At 59.1% G+C, this 16,924-nt stretch carries 14 protein-coding genes; 7 read left to right on the top strand and 7 right to left on the bottom strand.

From position 1 onward, the window contains the following. The first annotated feature begins 11 nt into the window (after positions 1–11). Positions 12–569 (top strand): hypothetical protein, encoded by a 558-nt coding sequence (locus tag TBK1r_RS06215; protein WP_145208188.1) that lies wholly within the window; start codon positions 12–14, stop codon positions 567–569. A gap of 24 nt (positions 570–593) precedes the next feature. Here TBK1r_RS06215 and TBK1r_RS06210 read toward each other — a convergent pair whose 3' ends face one another. The 4 genes from TBK1r_RS06210 to TBK1r_RS06195 all read right to left on the bottom strand — a co-directional run bounded on the left by TBK1r_RS06210 (position 594) and on the right by TBK1r_RS06195 (position 4,128). After that, on the bottom strand, positions 594–1,244 hold the full coding sequence (locus TBK1r_RS06210; RefSeq protein ID WP_145208186.1) for a YeeE/YedE family protein: 651 nt from the start codon (positions 1,242–1,244) through the stop codon (positions 594–596). Positions 1,245–1,273: 29 nt separating this feature from the next. Then, positions 1,274–1,840 carry a YeeE/YedE thiosulfate transporter family protein gene (locus tag TBK1r_RS06205; protein ID WP_145208183.1) on the bottom strand — a complete coding sequence of 189 codons (567 nt, stop codon included), beginning with the start codon at positions 1,838–1,840 and terminating at the stop codon, positions 1,274–1,276. Next, entirely contained in the window at positions 1,837–3,249 is a 1,413-nt protein-coding gene (locus TBK1r_RS06200) for an MBL fold metallo-hydrolase (protein ID WP_145208182.1), read from the bottom strand. Before TBK1r_RS06200 ends, TBK1r_RS06205 begins: the two co-directional genes overlap by 4 nt. A gap of 273 nt (positions 3,250–3,522) precedes the next feature. Beyond that, the gene (locus TBK1r_RS06195; protein ID WP_145208180.1) at positions 3,523–4,128 is read right to left on the bottom strand and encodes a hypothetical protein; all 606 of its coding nucleotides are present in this window, start codon (positions 4,126–4,128) and stop codon (positions 3,523–3,525) included. Positions 4,129–4,734: 606 nt separating this feature from the next. Here TBK1r_RS06195 and TBK1r_RS06190 point away from each other — a divergent pair. Continuing rightward, a complete protein-coding gene (locus TBK1r_RS06190) occupies positions 4,735–5,934 on the top strand; it encodes a diadenylate cyclase (protein WP_145208178.1) in 1,200 nt (399 codons plus the stop codon). Positions 5,935–6,005: 71 nt separating this feature from the next. Here the strand turns inward: TBK1r_RS06190 and TBK1r_RS06185 are convergent, their stop codons facing one another. After that, the gene (locus TBK1r_RS06185) at positions 6,006–7,286 is read right to left on the bottom strand and encodes a Gfo/Idh/MocA family protein (protein ID WP_145208176.1); all 1,281 of its coding nucleotides are present in this window, start codon (positions 7,284–7,286) and stop codon (positions 6,006–6,008) included. 6 nt (positions 7,287–7,292) lie between these two features. Further along, positions 7,293–7,841: an RNA polymerase sigma factor gene (locus tag TBK1r_RS06180; protein WP_095740419.1), complete on the bottom strand. Its 549-nt coding sequence runs from the start codon at positions 7,839–7,841 to the stop codon at positions 7,293–7,295. Positions 7,842–8,203: 362 nt separating this feature from the next. Between TBK1r_RS06180 and TBK1r_RS06175 the strand changes: the two genes are divergently transcribed. After that, entirely contained in the window at positions 8,204–10,390 is a 2,187-nt protein-coding gene (locus TBK1r_RS06175; protein WP_419581028.1) for a sensor domain-containing diguanylate cyclase/phosphohydrolase, read from the top strand. A 25-nt stretch (positions 10,391–10,415) separates the two neighbouring features. On the opposite strand, the gene TBK1r_RS06170 is transcribed toward TBK1r_RS06175, so the two are convergent. Then, positions 10,416–11,174, bottom strand: coding sequence for a PilZ domain-containing protein (locus tag TBK1r_RS06170; protein ID WP_145208172.1), 759 nt, complete (start codon positions 11,172–11,174; stop codon positions 10,416–10,418). A 268-nt stretch (positions 11,175–11,442) separates the two neighbouring features. On the opposite strand from TBK1r_RS06170, the gene TBK1r_RS06165 reads away from it, so the two are divergent. The 4 genes from TBK1r_RS06165 (at position 11,443) to TBK1r_RS06150 (ending at position 16,659) form a co-directional block, all read left to right on the top strand. Continuing rightward, entirely contained in the window at positions 11,443–12,930 is a 1,488-nt protein-coding gene (locus TBK1r_RS06165; RefSeq protein WP_419581027.1) for an arylsulfatase, read from the top strand. Positions 12,931–13,130: 200 nt separating this feature from the next. Further along, positions 13,131–13,997, top strand: a complete 867-nt coding sequence (locus TBK1r_RS06160; RefSeq protein WP_145208169.1) for a phosphoenolpyruvate hydrolase family protein — start codon at positions 13,131–13,133, stop codon at positions 13,995–13,997. Further along, complete coding sequence (locus tag TBK1r_RS06155) at positions 13,994–15,187, top strand: Tm-1-like ATP-binding domain-containing protein (RefSeq protein WP_145208167.1); 1,194 nt, start codon at positions 13,994–13,996, stop codon at positions 15,185–15,187. The genes TBK1r_RS06160 and TBK1r_RS06155 overlap by 4 nt, the downstream gene beginning before the upstream one ends. Before the next feature lie 119 nt (positions 15,188–15,306). Continuing rightward, positions 15,307–16,659 (top strand): sulfatase family protein, encoded by a 1,353-nt coding sequence (locus TBK1r_RS06150; protein WP_419581026.1) that lies wholly within the window; start codon positions 15,307–15,309, stop codon positions 16,657–16,659. Positions 16,660–16,924: the final 265 nt, after the last annotated feature.

Genomic DNA, 16,924 nt, shown 5'->3' with positions numbered 1-16,924 from the left:
GGGCCGATGCGATGTGGACGATCCTGGCTGAAAACCCATTGTTGATCTCGATCATGATCGGGATCGTCGTGGCGGGGTTGTTTTATGGCTGGTTACAGACAGGCAATAAACGGCTGGGCATCGCCACCTTGTGCACTGCACTGCTGATTCCCGCGGCGTTCTATGCCGCGGACGCCATCGTCACGGATCGAGAAAAGATCCTCGAAGCCATCTATGAGACGGCTGACGCGGTCGAACGAAACGATCACGAGTCGGCGGTGGTCTACGTCGCGGACTCCACGACGCGACAGCGGGCGTTGAATGAATTGCCCAACTATGAATTCCATCGTCTGACGGTTCGCAACATCGAAATCAAGTTCGTCACCGGCAGCTATCCCTTGGAGGCAACCGTCGATCTGGACGCTTCCGTCACCGCCAGCCTGTCGTCGGGCACGATGAGAAACGTTCGAGTCCCGCGACGCGTGATTTTGACGTTTCAAAAACAGCCCGACGATTCCTGGCTGGTCATCGATTACACCCACAGGCCGCTGGCCGGCGGTGCCGACAGCTTCACCCCCAACCGTATTTAACACGCCTCTCTGCGTGCGCTATGATTACCGCGTGGTCGTCAGTTCCAAGACGATCAACACGATCACCAACAACGACGCACTGCTGAGCGTGACGGCGGTTCGGCTTTGCGGGAATAGGTCGAAGAGTGTCAGCTTGCCCTTGTCACCGATCGGATCGAGGTGACGACTGATCCAACCTGAGGCCTCGGCAAAGACGTAGGAACCGGCAACCATCCCGACCACCATGGCGATCGCATCAAAGTTTCCCTGCCCCAGCGCGGCGGCTCCCGTGCCTGGGCAATAAGCCGACAACGCGAATCCGCATCCGAAGAGCAGGCCACCGATCACGTTGGATGCCAGTCGAGTTGGCTTGATGTGGAATTCCACCATCTTGGCCCTGTGCATGGCGTGGATTCCCAACATGCCCACGACGACAGCGGACAGCATGACTTTCACCACGGTGAAGTCTTCTAACAACAATTGTCCGATCAAGACGTGGAACTTCGCGACGCCGCCTTTTTGCAACAGGAAGCCAAAGACAAAGCCGAAGAGCACGCCCAACGCAAGTGAACGGTGGGCCGCCGGCAGCGGCTTGGGTTGCTTGTTATGATCGTTTTCGGCGTGTGGTGTTGTGGTGTCGTGTGCCGTTGTATCGGTCGCCGGTGTATCGCTTGGCTTTTCAGTGGTGGTGGACATGAGGTGGGCTCCTGGGGAAGATTGGCCGCCTAAACGGCATACATCAGCATCGCGGTCGCAATACCGCCAATGAAAAAGCAGATGGCGGCGATCCAAGATCCGACCGCCAATTGCAGCGTGCCGCTGATCCCGTGGCCGCTGGTGCAGCCTCCGGCCATTCGTGCACCAAACGCCATCAGTACGCCGCCGCCGAACGCGACGATGACACGAAGCAATCCGCTATCGGCTCCAAAGCGGTCTTGCCACATCAGCGGCAACAGACGTCCGGTCCATTCGTTTCCGCTCCATGCCGCCAAGAAGGCACCGAGGATCACGCCGAGCACCAGCATGACTTCCCAGCCAACTTTTGGCGGATTGTCTTGGAAGTACTTCAGCCGTTGCGTGTGACGTGGCGCTGCCAGATTGCCCAGCATGCCGGCCACACGCGCGTAGGCTGTCGACGCGCCCAAGGGTTTATTTGAAAAATAGAACGTCAACATCGACAGCACGCCGATCAACGCTCCGACCAAGTAGGGCGACCACGCGGGACCGGAGTACTCGAGCGGATTGACTTCGGCGAGCATTGTCAGCGAAGGGAATCGCGTTTGCAGGATCATGCCGTCGCTCCTTCGGGTTGTTCACTCGGGAACCCGGCCGCCTTCCAAGCGCCCCAGCTTCCGGGAACATTGCTGACATCGCTGAAACCACGCGACTTCATCAGGCTGGCGGCGATGCTGGCCCGATATCCGCTGGCACAATACGTGGCGTACCGTGCATTTTTGTCCAAGCCATTGATGCGGTCGCGCATGTCGGCGACGAAGTGATGTTTCGAACCTGGAATGTGACCGGACGCCCATTCGTCGGGGGCGCGAACATCCAAAATCGTCAGATCGCCGTCGCTGACCTGCAACTCACGCAGTCGCTGGACAGGGATTTGTTCCAGAGTCTCCAGCGGTAATCCGCCGATCTCCCACGCCTTCATTCCGCCGCTCAGGTAGCCCGCGAAATTACAGTGCCCGGTACGGACGAGCAGTCGCTGGATCCGATCGAGATCGTCTTCGCTTTCGACGACCAACAGTAGACGCTGGTCCAGGTCCAGCATTTGCCCCGCCCACGCCGACATCTCCGGTCGCCCTCCGATGTTGATCGCACCGGGAACGTGACCTCCGCCGAAGGCCAGCATGGACCGGGTGTCCACGACGTGGACGCCGGGTTCGCGTGCGACGCGACGGAAGTCGTCTGGCGGAAGTGCCGGGATGGTTGGCAGACGATCCATGATCTCCGGTCCCGCCGCGTTGACCTTCTTCAATTTCGGGTAGTGCCATGGAACCGGAGGGGCATCGGAGACCACAAACTGGCAAAACGACTCCAGGTCGGGATAACTGAGGAATGCGTTCGTGCGTCGCTCGTACCCGATCGTGCTCTGCAGGCGATCGCCGATGTCGGCTCCACATGCCGAGCCGGCGCCGTGGCCCGGGAAGACCGTTACGAAGTCATCCAACTTCAAGAAATAGCCGTACAAGGTGTGATACAACGCTTCGGCCAGCTGCGCGGTCTGGCCTTCCCCGAGCAAGTCAGGCCGACCGGCCGAACCCACGAACAGTGAATCGCCGGTGAATACGGCCCACGGCGTGTCGCGGTGGTCGCTCTCAGCGATTTCAAACGTCAAATGCTCCGGCGTGTGCCCCGGCGTATGGCGTGCCGTCAGATGAAAGGAACCGAAGTCGAAGGAATCTCCATCAACGACGGGCTCACCATCAAACTGATAGTCCGCATGATCTCCGCTTAAATAGATTGTTGCTCGTCCGACGCGCTGGGCTAATGACCGGCTTCCCGACACAAAGTCCGCGTGAATGTGTGTTTCGAAAATGTGGGTGATCGACAAGCCATGCTTCCGCGCGAGCTGTTCATAAACCTCGACGTCGGTTCGCGGATCGATCACGGCAGCGCGGCCCGTGTCGGTATCGCCGAGCAGATAAGACAGCTGGGCGATGCCATCAGTTAACACAGTTTCTTGAACGAACATGCTGGGTCATCCTCCTGCGGACGGTCATTGTTGACAAAAGAGCAACTTGCGGTTGAGCCTTCCATGCAAACGACGGGCCAAGCTGGTCGTCGCTGTCGCAGAGCCATCCAGCTTCGAAGCGCCGACCGATTTTCAAACAGATTCACGCCAGGGTCTGGTCTCGAATCCTCCAGCTTGGTCGATCGCCGGATGCATCGGTGCGCCCTATCCCTCAGCCAGGTCTCTCAGCCCTTGCCCGATGGTTTCGGAGAGACCCAACGGTCGCGGTCTAGGCTATTCAGCGTCGTCCGATGCTTTACCGTCTGGTTGATCGCCGTCTGGTTCATCACTGTCTGAGACCGACATTGCGAGGCAGTGATCCGTTCTCCCCAATGCGATCACTTCGATGAGATCTTTGACGGCCAGGTAGAGCAACGTGATGATCGCGACGGCGCCGCCGGCCAGGATTGCGAGCGTGACGAGCACTCCGTAATAGATCGTGGGATACCACCAGCCGGGAATCGTGTCTGACTCGTAGATCGGCACGCAGTGCAAAACGAACACGATCGCGCCGCCCCCGAAGAGGATCGCGTCGTAGAGTGCAATCTTGATGATCCGGTGATAGTGAGCGTCGGAGAAACCCGCATCGGCGTTATGCCCCAATCCGATCATGGTCAACATCAACGCCAGCACGGTGGCCGAAACCGTCAAGATGCTCGAGCAGAACAAGCGACTGGTCGGGATCACCGATTCGAGTAGGCGCCGCGCCTCTCCATCGCCCACGTGTCCCATCGCGAAGGTCGAGATGCCGACGCTGAGGGCAATCACCACGCCGATCACGGCTGCGGTGAACAGGTCGTTCTTCAGCCGGCCGAGCATTTGCCGTTGATCATCACTCATCCGCAGGGCCTTCCATTTTCGAGTTGTTATCGTGGACCGTCGCCAGGGGTGAGCAATGAACGGTATCGATACTGCTGGTCGCGTTCCTTGTCGGAACATCGATTCAAGCGACAGGCCACAGGCAACTTGCGTTCCAACCGTATCGCCAACGGGGTGATCTTCATGAATTCGCGAGGTTTGGTCGTTCCGAAGCGTCATCGTCCGCTCGTTGCCAACGTGTTCTCGAGGGCGCAATGATGGAATGAGAACAAGTGGCAAATTGAATCGGGGGCTGAAGGATGTTTTGGCCGCTTGAGCGTCGCGGCTCACTGCTTCGCTCGGGACTGAAGTCGATGATCCGGCTGGGAGGGAGAAGCACTCAGATCGTCAATTCGTCGATTGCAGAGGAAGGTTGATTCCGATGCGCGAAAACCGACCAGTGTGCTCGCTAGTTTCTACGGCATGGAAATTGCAGAAGGGCTCGGTGACTTGACGCAGTATCACTCCTTGCGCTGAGGTGGCCGCGAAGGAACTGGCTGATCCATTCACGACACTCCTGCGTTTGCGGGGCACTGTGGGCGGTCGTGTTTGTGTGTTGTTTCGGTTGGACCCTGGAGAGGCGAGCTGATGAAGATCGTACGCGACGCTTGGCAGACATTTTCACTCACTGATCTGCTGGACGTCGCCATCATTGGCGTGCTGCTTTGCCTGATACTGTTTTGGCTCAGGGATCGTGCGTCTCGATCGTTGGGCGTGGTCGTCACCACGATCGCCATGATCTTCCTGCTCGCGCGGTGGTTGGACCTTTATCTGGTGACAATGGTCTTTCACTACGGCTCGGTCGCCATTCTGTTGGCATTGGTGATTGTTTTCCAACAGGACATCCGGCACGGCTTCGAGCGGCTGACTTCGTGGACGTGGTCGCCTGGCCTTTGGCGGTCCGATGCCCCGGGTGATCGGCAGTCGTTTGGTCTGGCAGAGATCTTGGCGGAAGCGGTTTGTCAAATGGCTGACCATCGCGTCGGGGCGCTGATCGTTCTACCAGGTCGTCAGCCTTTGGAACGTCACCTCCGTGGTGGCGTGGACGTTGATGCGAAAGCAAGTCAGCCATTGTTGTTGAGTATTTTTCATCCCAAGTCGCCGGGGCACGATGGTGCGATCATCATTGAGCGCGAGCGCATCAGTCGACTTGGCGTGCATCTTCCATTGACCCAACAGGCGGCGAAGCTGTCCGAAGGCGGCACCCGACATGCTGCTGCCGTCGGGTTGGCGGAAGTCTCCGACGCGACGATCTTGGTCGTGTCCGAAGAGCGTGGCACGATTAGCGTTGCCAAGGATGGAGAACTGCAACGCGTCGAAGCGGAAAGTCTTGTGCCGTTGTTGATCAGGTCGTTGCAGGGCGCCGAGTCGGCCAACATGGCCCGCCCCAGTTGGTTTCGTCGTGTGTCGGTCCCGGTTCTATCCGTGGCCGGCGCGTTGCTGCTGTGGCTGATGTTTGCCTTCGAGACTGAAATGATCCAGCGCACGCTTGTCGTGCCGGTGGAATTTCGAAACCTCCGCGACGGTTGGGAAATCGAAGAGCCGAAACCGACGTATGCGGAAGTGACGCTCTCAGGTACCGAATCCGCATTCGCTCTGCTGGACGCGACGACCGCAACGGTCTCGTTGGACACCGAGCGAGAAGGGGGGCGGTTAAGAAACTATTGGCGGACGGAAGCTCACCTGAAGAACATTCCCGAGTCGCTGGAGATCGAGTCGGTGCTGCCGGAGGTGGTGTCGGTCACGATCAGACGCAAGTCCAACAATGATTCGGCGGGCCAACCGTAGCCTCGTTCGTGTCAGCAAGTCACTGCCGTTTGTCACCGTTGGAAATACCGATGCCGCCACAGTGAATCGCTTCAGGCGTTCGTGGCTTGTCCCATGCGGTACTTGGCTTCGTTGATCCATTTGACCATCTGGATCCGTTTGCCGGTTCGCGTCGCTTGGTGTCCCAGCATTGCCATCAGCGTGCTGGCGGCCGCAGACGCCACCTGGTTTTCCGCGGTGCCGCGGCGAATCGATTGCAGGAAGGCTCGTTGCTGTGCGACCGTCGCCGCTTTGAGCGACGAGGGTTGATCGGACTGCCAGACGACCTCGCCGTCGAGGGAATAGATTTTGCCCGCGGACAATTCGGCCCGTCCCAAGGTACCGTGGACGTGTTCGCTGGTATTGTTCCACGATTTGGCCACTCGACGACATTGCGACAGCAACACCGCGCCGCTGGCGAATTCAAATTCAACGGTATGATGATCAAATACATCGCCCGATCGATCGGTTGGCAGTGATTGATGTTCAGCGGTGTCGAAGCTGCCCCACCCTCCCTGACCTTGAGCGACGAAGGCGGGTTGGTCGAGCGCCCAACGGATCACGTCCAACCCCGCGACGTGCTGCTCGATCAAGAAATCGCCTCCGGTCCATTGATAATGATTCCAATTGCGGCGTTGGATTTCGGCGTCTGATTCGTTGCGGGCGTGGACCGGTGGCCGCAGGGATCCCGCATTGCAAAACGCTCTGGCAAAGATGGGCGTTCCGATGGCGCCGTTGCGCACGCGTTGGATCACGTCTTGGTAACGGTTGTCATAGCGTCGCTGAAAACCGACATGCACGGTCAATCCGGCGGCCTCGGCCTGTTTCGCCGTGTCGATGGTCTGGAGCACGCCGGCGGCGTCCGCGGCGAGTGGCTTTTCCAGAAAGGCGTGCTTGCCGGCTTCGACGATGCGTTGAAAACAATCGGGGCGATCCACCGGTGGTGTGGTCACGTAGACGATGTCGGCGTCCGACTCCAGGATCGGGCTGAGACAATCTTCGCCGCCGGAACGAACACAATCCGCTGCGATCTGGCCGGTGTAGCGTCCTTTCAAACTGCGGTACATCGACTGCGTTTGCGAATGAAAGTAATCCGCCAGCCCGACCAGTTGCACCGCTTCGTCGTCGATGGCCCAGACGGCATCGGCGAGTTCACGGGCGCGGCGACCGCAACCGATGATCGCGATTTTGATTGGGGCAGTGCTACCGCCCTGAACCGCTTTTCCGACCGCGACGGCGCCACCGATGGCGCCCCCGGCGATCATCAGCCCGCTATCCTTGATAAAACTCCGCCGAGCGCACGACGACAGAGCATTTTCCTTTGACTTGTTCATCAACCCTCAAGCACCCTCGCGCATTTTTTGTCGCGCTCGACTGAGCATCGGCCCGATCGAGTTCTCGGACAGCCCGATCGCCTGACTGATCTCTTGGTAGGACATCCCTTCCAGATGGTACATTCGGACCACACTCGATTCCTCGGGATCAAGCCGGCTCATCAAACGTTCCACTTCTTCGCGATTCTCGATCCGTTCGGTCGGCTCGTTCATCGCCGGTTCGGCACCGGTGACCGACAACCGGGTTCGGAAACCTTCCTGATGCAACCTTCGGGCGATCACCCGACGTGCGATCACGGTCAGGTAGGTTGCCAGGGAACTGTCGCGGCGAAATCGTCGCAAAACCCCACGGTCCGAAGCCAACAGGACCAAAAAGACTTCGGCGACCAAGTCGTCTCGGGTCGATTCGTCGAGCGTCAGGCCGCGTGATTCGGCGGTGTGATTGGCGACGTGGATCACCAATCCGAGAAAGCGTTCCACGAAATCCTGCCAGGCGCGCGGCGCTCCGTCGATGCAGCGTTGTAGCAGGATTCGATCGATGTCAGAGAGACTCACGGTGCCGATACCAAAAGAGAAGCTTCACAATAGCCGGTGCTTGCTGCCTTCTTTTCGGCGACACCCTTCGCCCAGCAGACCCCTTTATGGTAGGTGGGGTGACAGCAAATCGCAAGCTTTGAAAGGAAACCTCCGCCATCACGGGGGGCGCGCGTCGCGCCTCTTGTCCCGGTTCTACCAGTCAGGCGACAAGGGAGAATCACGCTCTTTTCGACGCCCCGAGCGGCCGACGTGACCTATGGTTGCCAGTAGCCGGTATTCTCGTCGTCACTCCTCCGCATTTGAGCCTAATGACTCATCCTCAGACCCCTTTCGAGCCCCAATCTAGTACCTTCAACGCTGCCGTTCCCGCCACGAGGGGCGTGCCGAATTCGTCGACGGTTGCTCGGGGGGCGGCGAATTGCGTCACCAATCTGCTGGCGAAATTGCAGATCGCCTCGGACGCCGTCAGCGAATCCCCTGCGGAACGTCCTGAGAAAGACGCCGAGAATCGTTTGGCCGTCGTCCGATTGGGGATCGCGACCTCGTTGTTCTACGCGCTGCGGACCAAGCACCCGGCGACCGCCGCACACGGATTGAGGGTGGCGTTGTTTTGCAGCAGTTGGGCCGAGCAAATGGGACTCGATCACGACGTTCGCGATCGAATCGAAGTCGGGGCGCTGCTGCATGACGTCGGCAAGATCGGGATTCCCGATCGCATTTTGCGCAAGCCGGGGAAACTGACGGTCGACGAGCAGCTTGTGATGGACACTTGTCCTGATCTCGGCTGCGATATTCTGCAAGGCTGTACCACGGACCCTGATCTGTTGGACATCATTCGCTACTGCAACCTCTGGTACGACAGTCGACGCGATGGCGAAACACCGCAGGGCGAGGCGCTGCCGTTGGGCGCGCGGATGTTGGCGATTGCCGATGCCTTTGACGCGATGACGACCGAGCATGTGTACCGGCCGGCGATGAGCCGTGATCGCGCGATTGCCGAACTCGTTCGCGGTAGCGGCACCCAGTTCGATCCAGATTTGGTCCTCGATTTCAGCCGCCTGCTCGAATCCCGGCCGGAGATTCTGCAAGGATCGATGGTCCACCGCTGGCTCCAGCAACTGCGTCCCGAAGATTCTCAGGCGTTCTGGACCGGGACTGCAAACCCCGCGGTCGGCAAGTCCCATCGAACCAAAGAGGTCGTCCGCCGCGAAACACTTTTCAATCAACGCCTGTTGTCGACACTCAAAGACGGCGTCGCGTTCACCGACGGCGAAGGAAACGTCTCGCAGTGGAACGTTGCGATGGAGCGACTAACCGATCTACCCGCCGAAGCGATTATCGGAAAACAATGGTCTGCCGCGGCACTACGGATGCGTGACACCGACCGCGACCGCGATGACGAAACGATCTGTCCGTTGCAAGAGTGTTTTCGAACGGGCGAATCAGTACGCCGTGCGATGATCATCGAAGCCGTTGGAACCGATCCCGTTTCGGTGCACGTCGAAGTCGCTCCCGTACACGGCGAGCGCCCTGGGTCTCACGGGACGGTGATTGTGGTTCACGACCTGTCCGACCGCGAGCATTTGGAACGTCGACTTGATACGCTACACAAACAAACGCGACTGGACGGACTCACGCGTGTCGCCAACCGCGCCCATTTCGACACCACGCTGGAAGAGATGGTCGCCGCCACCGCCGCGGGCGGACCAACGTTTGCGCTGGTGATTTGCGATCTGGACCATTTCAAACGAATCAACGATACGTTCGGCCACCCGGCCGGTGACGAGGCACTCAAGGTCTTTGCCAACGTTCTGCGGTCGCAGAGTCGCGAAGGGGATTTGGTGGCGCGTTACGGCGGTGAAGAGTTTCTGCTGTTGGCCAACGCGTGTGACAACGCCACGGGCGCCAAACGCGCTGAAGTCGTTCGTCAAACACTTGAATCGACACCCATCGAAGCCCTCGGCGGTGAATGCATCACCGCCAGCTTCGGCGTCACCGAATATCAATCCGGCGACAGTGCGGAAACCGTGTTGGCACGAGCCGACCGAGCCTTGCTGAAGGCGAAAGACAACGGCCGCAATCGAGTCGTTCAGCTGGGCTTGGGGAAAATGTCCGAAGTCGCCGAGCCCGCGCACCGCGTCGGTTGGTTCGACTGGTTGATCGGCGGCGACGAAGCCGTGGCGACGAAGGTCGACATCTTGACACCCGTCCCGGTCGATCTGGTGATCGAGAAACTGCGCGGCTTCATCGCCGATCACCACGCCGAGATCGTCAATGTCGCCGAAAACCAGCTTTCGTTGAAAGTCGTCTCGGGATCCAGTCCGGGCGGCCGCCGTCGCATCGATCACAAAATCTCCTTCCACGCAGTGCTGACGCTTAGCGATGCACAAAAAGACGAACTGCTGACCGAAAACGCGACACCGGGTTGCAGCACGAAAGTCCATTTGGAACTCAAGCCGATCCGAAACCGCGATCGCCGTCGACGTGAATTGAACGACGCGGTCCAACAGCTCGTCGCCAGTTTTCGCTGTTATCTGATGGGCGAGATCATCAACCGCGGCGAGTAAGTCGGCAAACCGTTGGCGGCTTCCGCTACGCCTGTTCGAGCACGGCGTTGTGGAACTGACGCCCGTTGCCGGCGTGCGTGAACGCGATCCCGGAGGCATACTGCGTCCCTCGTCGCGAGCTCCATACGCTCGTGCCGACGACGGCGTTGCCATCATCGAGCTGCAGCATCAGTCGTGATCCGACCAGTAATTCATCCGAGCCGATGACTTGTAGTCCGCTACGACTGGTCGAAACGATTCGACCCTCGCTGCGGTTTTGGGGCTGGCACTGCCGGATGGTGACTGCGACGTCGACCGTTTCTCGCTGTGCCGTTCGGCGACTGAGTTGCCCGGCGCGGATGCCAGCTGAAATGAAGTCATCGGGGAGCGAACGGCGAAAATACAAACCGCTGGCGTATTGATCGAGTCCGGATTGACGAGACCAGCAAACCCGCGCGAGCATCTGTAAGGTGTCGTGTCCCGCGAGGTTACGAATTTCCAACGTCGTTGACTTGAACAGCGACCGGGTTTGCCGATAGCGAATCGCGCAACCGCTGGAGTTCAGATCCACAATCTGACAGGGAATTTGATCGTCGCCTCCCAGCGGAGCAGGAACCAAAAGCCGGCATTGAATGTCGCGAACATCTTGCCCGCCGATCACTTGAAAGCGAGGCTCGTAGCGGTCATCGTCATTTGACGAAGTTTCCGACAGTTTGTCTTTCGGTGTCTCGGCCGACCGTCGTGCGGGCGGCTGAGTCCTGGAAGCGCCGGAGGGCGTGGAGGAAGGGGATGCAACGGTGGGCATGATTCGGCACTGGCGAGAAAAGGGGGGGCCGAGGAAACCTTAGCATGTAGGAATCACTGTGCCTGGCGGCATGATCGAGAACTGATTCGCTGACGCAATGGCCGTGACGTCCTCGGATGATCTTGACGATTGAACAGTCGCCCGAGAGCAATTCACGCCGTGGATCCGTTACACTGCTTGCAATGCGACCGGTCCAAATCCGCAACTTGGTTTTGGGTCCCGCCGATCCGTACCGTCCCTGCTGAGTAACGCCCTGGAAATGCCTGTTATGCGTCTTTTACTGTTCATCACCGCCGTTGTGCTGACGGCGGGTGTCCCGCGATTTGGCCTGGCCAAAACCCCCAACATTGTTTTTATATTGGCGGATGATCTCGGCTATGGTGAACTCGGATGCTACGGCCAAGAAAAGATTCGTACACCCAACATTGACCGGCTCGCGAAAGACGGGATGAGGTTCCTGCAACACTATACGGGCGCGCCGGTCTGTGCTCCGGCGCGTTGCACCCTGATGACCGGCCAGCATCTGGGGCACGCCGAGATTCGGACCAACCGTGATTCCGGCAACGGGCGCATTTATCCCGGACAATTTCCGATCACCGAGCAGATCGTCACGATCGCCGAAGTGTTGCAAGAGGCCGGCTATGCGACCGGTGCCTTCGGCAAATGGGGACTGGGGCCGTCCAACACCACCGGTTCGCCGATCAAACAGGGATTTGATCGCTACTTCGGTTACAACTGCCAACGCAACGCCCACAGCTATTTCCCGCCCTTTCTCGATAGCGATGAAAAAGAAGTTCTGATCAACAAGTACCCGATTCCGGGCCACGACCGCAAACCGGATGGAGAAGTGGTCGCGGACGACTATCGGGCGGAAACGTATGCACCGGATTTGATCCTGCAGGAGGCCGTCAAGTTTCTGGACAAGAACAAAGACAATCCGTTCTTCTTGTATTGCCCGTTCGTCGAACCGCACGTCGCCATGCAACCACCCCAAGAATGGATCGACAAGTATCCGGCGGAATGGGACGACCAACACGGACCCTATCGAGGCGAGAACGGTTACCTGCCCCACCCGCGGCCGAGGGCTGCGTACGCTGCGATGATCTCCGATTTGGATGAACACGTTGGGACCATCTTGGATCAACTGGACAAACACGGATTGACCGAAAACACCGTTGTGATTTTCACTTCTGACAACGGCCCGACGCACGGCAGCCGCAATCCCGAATTTCATGTCGGTGGAGCGGCCTGCACGTTCTTCAATTCCAACGGCGGATTGAAGGGTTACAAAGGAAGCTGCTACGAGGGCGGCATTCGCATCCCATGCCTGGTCCGCTGGCCCGGGCAGGTTGCCCAAGGCAGTGAAAATGATTTCCCGTCGTACTTCCCGGACTGGTTTCCCACGTTGGCCGAGATCGCCGGCGGCAAACTTCCCGAGCAACAAATACTCGACGGCGTCAGCTTGGTCGGTTTGATCCAGGGAAATGAAACGCAACGCAGCAAACCCTTGATTTGGAATTTCAACGGATACGGCGGAATCGTTGCGGTGCGAGATGGAGATTGGAAAGCGATTCGTCGCAACATCAACCAAAAACAAGCGGCCGATTGGGAACTTTACAACCTCGCAGACGACCCGGCGGAAACCAACGATCTGGCCAAGTCGCATCCGGAAATCGTCAAGCGGCTCGAGCTGGCGTTCATCAATGACCGCACGTTCGAGCCCGATTTCCCGATGAAGATCTACGACGAACGTTAAACCGCCGCCGGCTCGTAGAACGCGACCAGGTTTGCGGTTTTTCGATTTAAGCCCGCACGCGTCAGCAAAGGGGCCGCGCGGCGCCACTCGCTTCGCAGGTCCGACGCGCCATCGCTGGAATGACCGGATCCGATTGCGTTATCATGTCGGACCTGGTCAACCGTGATGAATTTCGGCGCCCTTTTGAACGAGCTTCTGCAATGCCAAACCCGTGGACTGGAACAGGAAACCCGTACACACGCGAAGAGGTGGTGGCGCGATTGCGCGCGACTCTTGATCGCGGCGAATCGATTCTCGCCGCGGGCGCCGGCATCGGCATCAGCGCCAAGTTTCTCGAGCAGGGCGGCGCGGATCTGATCATCATTTACAACTCTGGCCGTTTCCGAATGGCCGGCCATGGCAGCACCGCCGGCTTGATGGCCTACAGTGACGCTAATGCCGTGGCGATGGAGATCGGCGAGTACGAGGTGTTGCCGATCGTCAAAGAGACGCCGGTCATCTGCGGTGTCCACGCCTCCGACCCGCGACGGCGGATGTGGCATTGGTTGGGCAAAGTCAAAGAGATGGGTTTTTCCGGCGTCAATAACTTTCCGACCCACGCCATCGTCGACGGAAACTTTCGGCAGGTGTTGGAGGAAACCGGGATGAGTTTTTCCCATGAGGTCGAAATGGTCGCTTTGGCGCGTCAGATGGACCTTTTCAGCATCGTTTATGTCGCAACGGCCGAAGAGTCCGAGGCGATGGCCAAGGCGGGGGCCGACGCAATCATTGCCCACGTCGGGACCACGATCGGCGGCAGCATCGGCGTCACCGATGCCAGCTGTACGATCGAAGACGCTGCCAAGCGCACGCAAGAGGTTTGTGATGCCGCAAAAAGTGTGCGTGACGACATCTTCTTGCTTTCTCACGGCGGTCCGATTTGTGGACCCGACGACGCCGCCTACATCAACCAACACACCGATGCGGTCGGCTTCGTCGGCGCGAGCAGTTTGGAACGCATGGCCTTTGAACAATCGTTGCTGAAACTGACGCGCGAGTTCAAGCAGATTCCGGTGCGTTCGCGATGAAGACGATCGCCGTCCTCGGGACGTATGACACCAAAGGCGACGAGCTGGAGTTCGTTGCCCAGAAAATTCGTGACCAGGGTTTCGCGGTTTTGACCATCGACGTGGGGACGGGCGAGCCGCCTCGCATCACGCCCGATGTCACACGCGACGAGTTGCTTGCGAGCGTCGACGCGGACTTGAAACCGATCGCCGGCGACCGCGGTGCTTGTGTGGCGTTGATGGGGCGCGCCGCGGCGGCGGCGTTGCCGAGCCTGGCGGCGGAAAGGCGGATCGACGCCGTGTTATCGCTCGGCGGAGGCGGCGGCACCTCGATCGCGACCGCTGCGATGCGCGCCTTGCCGATCGGATTCCCCAAACTGATGGTCTCGACCGTCGCCAGCGGTGACACGTCTGCCTACATCGGCACCAAAGACATTGTGATGATGCCCAGTGTCGTTGATGTTGCGGGGCTGAATCGTATTTCGCAACTCGTGTTCACGCGCGCCGCGGGCGCGATTTGTGGCATGGTCCAGGCGGAGGTCGAGTCGGACGCGGCGAAACCGATCATCGTCGCCAGCATGTTCGGCAACACCACCAAGTGCATCGAGATCGCAAAACCGATTTTGGAGAATGCCGGCTACGAGGTGTTAGTGTTTCATGCGACCGGCATCGGTGGACGGGCCATGGAAGATCTGATCGCCAGCGGGATGGTTGCCGGCGTGTTGGACATCACGACGACCGAGCTGGCCGATGAATTGCTGGGCGGCATCATGTCCGCCGGGCCGAATCGGTTGGAAGCGGCGGCGAAAGCGGGATTGCCGACCGTCATCGCGCCGGGATGTTTGGACATGGCCAACTTTGGCCCGCGCAGCACCGTCCCGGACCGCTACCGGTCGCGGCTGATCTACGAACACAATCCCGACAACACGTTGGTCAGAACGACGGCGGAGGAATCGGCGCGACTCGGACGCACCCTCGCCGAACAGGTGGACCGCTACGGCGACCACGTGACTGTGATGATTCCGACCAGGGCGATCAGTGTGATCAGTGCCCCAGGGCAGCCGTTTCACGATCCCGGTGCCGATGCGGCTCTGTTTGAAGCGATTGGAAAAACCCGCAAGCCCGTCGTTCGAATCGAGTGTGAAATCAACGACAAAGCGTTTGCCTCGGCCGCGGCCAACGAGCTGTTGCGGCTGTTGGCCAATGGCTAGCGTGGGATGCGACCGAACGAATCGTGCACCGCGGGTGGCAATGGGGTACGATGGCTGCCCCCCCGCGTTCGTTCTCCTATCGCAAGCGTCATTCTTCCCCTCCAATTGCTGCAGCAACCATGCACAATCGATTCGCCCTGCTGAGCTTAATGCTGTTGTCCGTCAGCGGGTTGTTTTCATCCGCGTTGGACGCCGCCCCAGCGGCTCCCAACATCGTTTTGATCTTCGTCGACGACATGGGTTACGGTGATCTGGGGTGTTACGGAAACACCAAGAACAAGACGCCTCACCTTGATCGACTTGCTGCCGAAGGCCAGCGTTGGACGAGTTTTTATTCTTCCGGTTCAACCTGTGTGCCGAGCCGAAAAGGGTTGATGAGTGGCCGACATCCCGTGTTCATTCCCCGCCAGGCAAACGGGCTGAACGATGATCGCAGTGCCCTGATGCCGGCGATGCTCAAACGGCAGGGTTATGCGACGGCCATTCTTGGCAAATGGCACCTGGCAGGTTACCCCAAAGACTTTACCGTTGACTCGATGCATCCCTTGGAATGTGGTTTTGACTATCACTATGGCACCCCGGGCAGCAACGACGTGCCGCCCCCGCCGGGCAAGAAGCAGACGCGCGAGGTGTTTGACAACTGTGATAAATTCTCGTTTCCGGTCCCGCTGATTCGCGGCCGCGAGGTGGTCGAGTATCCGGTCAACCAGGAACTGCTCACACACCGCTACACCGAAGAAGCGGTGAAATGGATCGAGCAACAGAAAGACAATCGCTTCTTTCTGTATCTGGCCCACAACATGCCGCACGCGCCGATTTTTGCCTCACCTGAATTTCAGAATCGAAGTGCGGGGGGCCGGTTCGGAGATGTGGTCGAAGAAATCGATTGGTCGGTCGGCCAAGTCGTCGAGACGGTTCGTCGCTTGGGGATCGAGAAGGAAACGCTGATCGTCTTTACCAGTGACAACGGCCCCTGGTCCTGTTTCGGCCCGCACGGCGGCACCGCCGGTCCGTTGCGTGGCGAGAAAGCGACGACTTGGGAAGGCGGCCAGCGGGTTCCGACGATTTTCTATTGGCCCGGAACGATCAAGCCGGCCACGATCGACGATATCGGGGCGAACTTGGACCTGTACGCGACGTTCGCGTCACTCACCGGCGGCAGCGAACCGTCCGACAAGCCTGGGTACATCTCCACTGATCTCAGCCCCACCTTGCTTGAGGGCAAGCCGAGTGCGCGACAGACATGGGCCTATCATCAAAACGCATTCCGATCGGGCCGCTACAAGATTCACGTCGCAAGCAGCCTGCCGACCGACCCGGTGACCCGTCGCCGACGTCCCATCACCACGTACGACACACCGTTGTTGTTCAATCTGAACGCCGATCTCGGCGAGCGGGATGACATCGCCGAGCAGCATCCCGAGGTGGTCGCCCGTTTGGTCAGCGAAATGAAAGCGTTCCACGGCAAATAGTGCTCATGAGGTCAGCCTTCTGCGACGGAGGTCGTGCGGTCTTACGGCAGATTTTGGTAACCAATTCAGATTCTCTCCCTCTGGGAGAGACGGCGTTTGCGCAGCAAGCAAACGCCAGAGAGGGCTCACGCTGCAAAAGTCTTGGCGCCTTCCGCTACGATCAAATCCGTCGCTTATACAATCGATGTCCTCTGAGAGAGTCGCGGAGGAGTTTGCGATGACGCGGGGAGGGGGCTCTGGCGTCGTTGTTGGCATCGATGGGTGC

The organism is Stieleria magnilauensis (genome assembly GCA_007753675.1).
Lineage (GTDB): Bacteria > Planctomycetota > Planctomycetia > Pirellulales > Pirellulaceae > Stieleria > Stieleria magnilauensis.
Note: the sequence above shows the minus strand (reverse complement) of the source record. Positions and strands in the feature narration are given on the sequence as shown.

What these genes read in the sequence shown, in the direction of transcription:
- TBK1r_RS06215 (WP_145208188.1), top strand. Translation starts at nt 12, where the DNA reads ATGTGGACGATCCTGGCTGAAAACCCATTGTTGATCTCGATCATGATC.
- TBK1r_RS06210 (WP_145208186.1), bottom strand. Translation starts at nt 1,244, where the DNA reads ATGTCCACCACCACTGAAAAGCCAAGCGATACACCGGCGACCGATACA.
- TBK1r_RS06205 (WP_145208183.1), bottom strand. Translation starts at nt 1,840, where the DNA reads ATGATCCTGCAAACGCGATTCCCTTCGCTGACAATGCTCGCCGAAGTC.
- TBK1r_RS06200 (WP_145208182.1), bottom strand. Translation starts at nt 3,249, where the DNA reads ATGTTCGTTCAAGAAACTGTGTTAACTGATGGCATCGCCCAGCTGTCT.
- TBK1r_RS06195 (WP_145208180.1), bottom strand. Translation starts at nt 4,128, where the DNA reads ATGAGTGATGATCAACGGCAAATGCTCGGCCGGCTGAAGAACGACCTG.
- TBK1r_RS06190 (WP_145208178.1), top strand. Translation starts at nt 4,735, where the DNA reads ATGAAGATCGTACGCGACGCTTGGCAGACATTTTCACTCACTGATCTG.
- TBK1r_RS06185 (WP_145208176.1), bottom strand. Translation starts at nt 7,286, where the DNA reads ATGAACAAGTCAAAGGAAAATGCTCTGTCGTCGTGCGCTCGGCGGAGT.
- TBK1r_RS06170 (WP_145208172.1), bottom strand. Translation starts at nt 11,174, where the DNA reads ATGCCCACCGTTGCATCCCCTTCCTCCACGCCCTCCGGCGCTTCCAGG.
- TBK1r_RS06165 (WP_419581027.1), top strand. Translation starts at nt 11,443, where the DNA reads ATGCGTCTTTTACTGTTCATCACCGCCGTTGTGCTGACGGCGGGTGTC.
- TBK1r_RS06160 (WP_145208169.1), top strand. Translation starts at nt 13,131, where the DNA reads ATGCCAAACCCGTGGACTGGAACAGGAAACCCGTACACACGCGAAGAG.
- TBK1r_RS06155 (WP_145208167.1), top strand. Translation starts at nt 13,994, where the DNA reads ATGAAGACGATCGCCGTCCTCGGGACGTATGACACCAAAGGCGACGAG.
- TBK1r_RS06150 (WP_419581026.1), top strand. Translation starts at nt 15,307, where the DNA reads ATGCACAATCGATTCGCCCTGCTGAGCTTAATGCTGTTGTCCGTCAGC.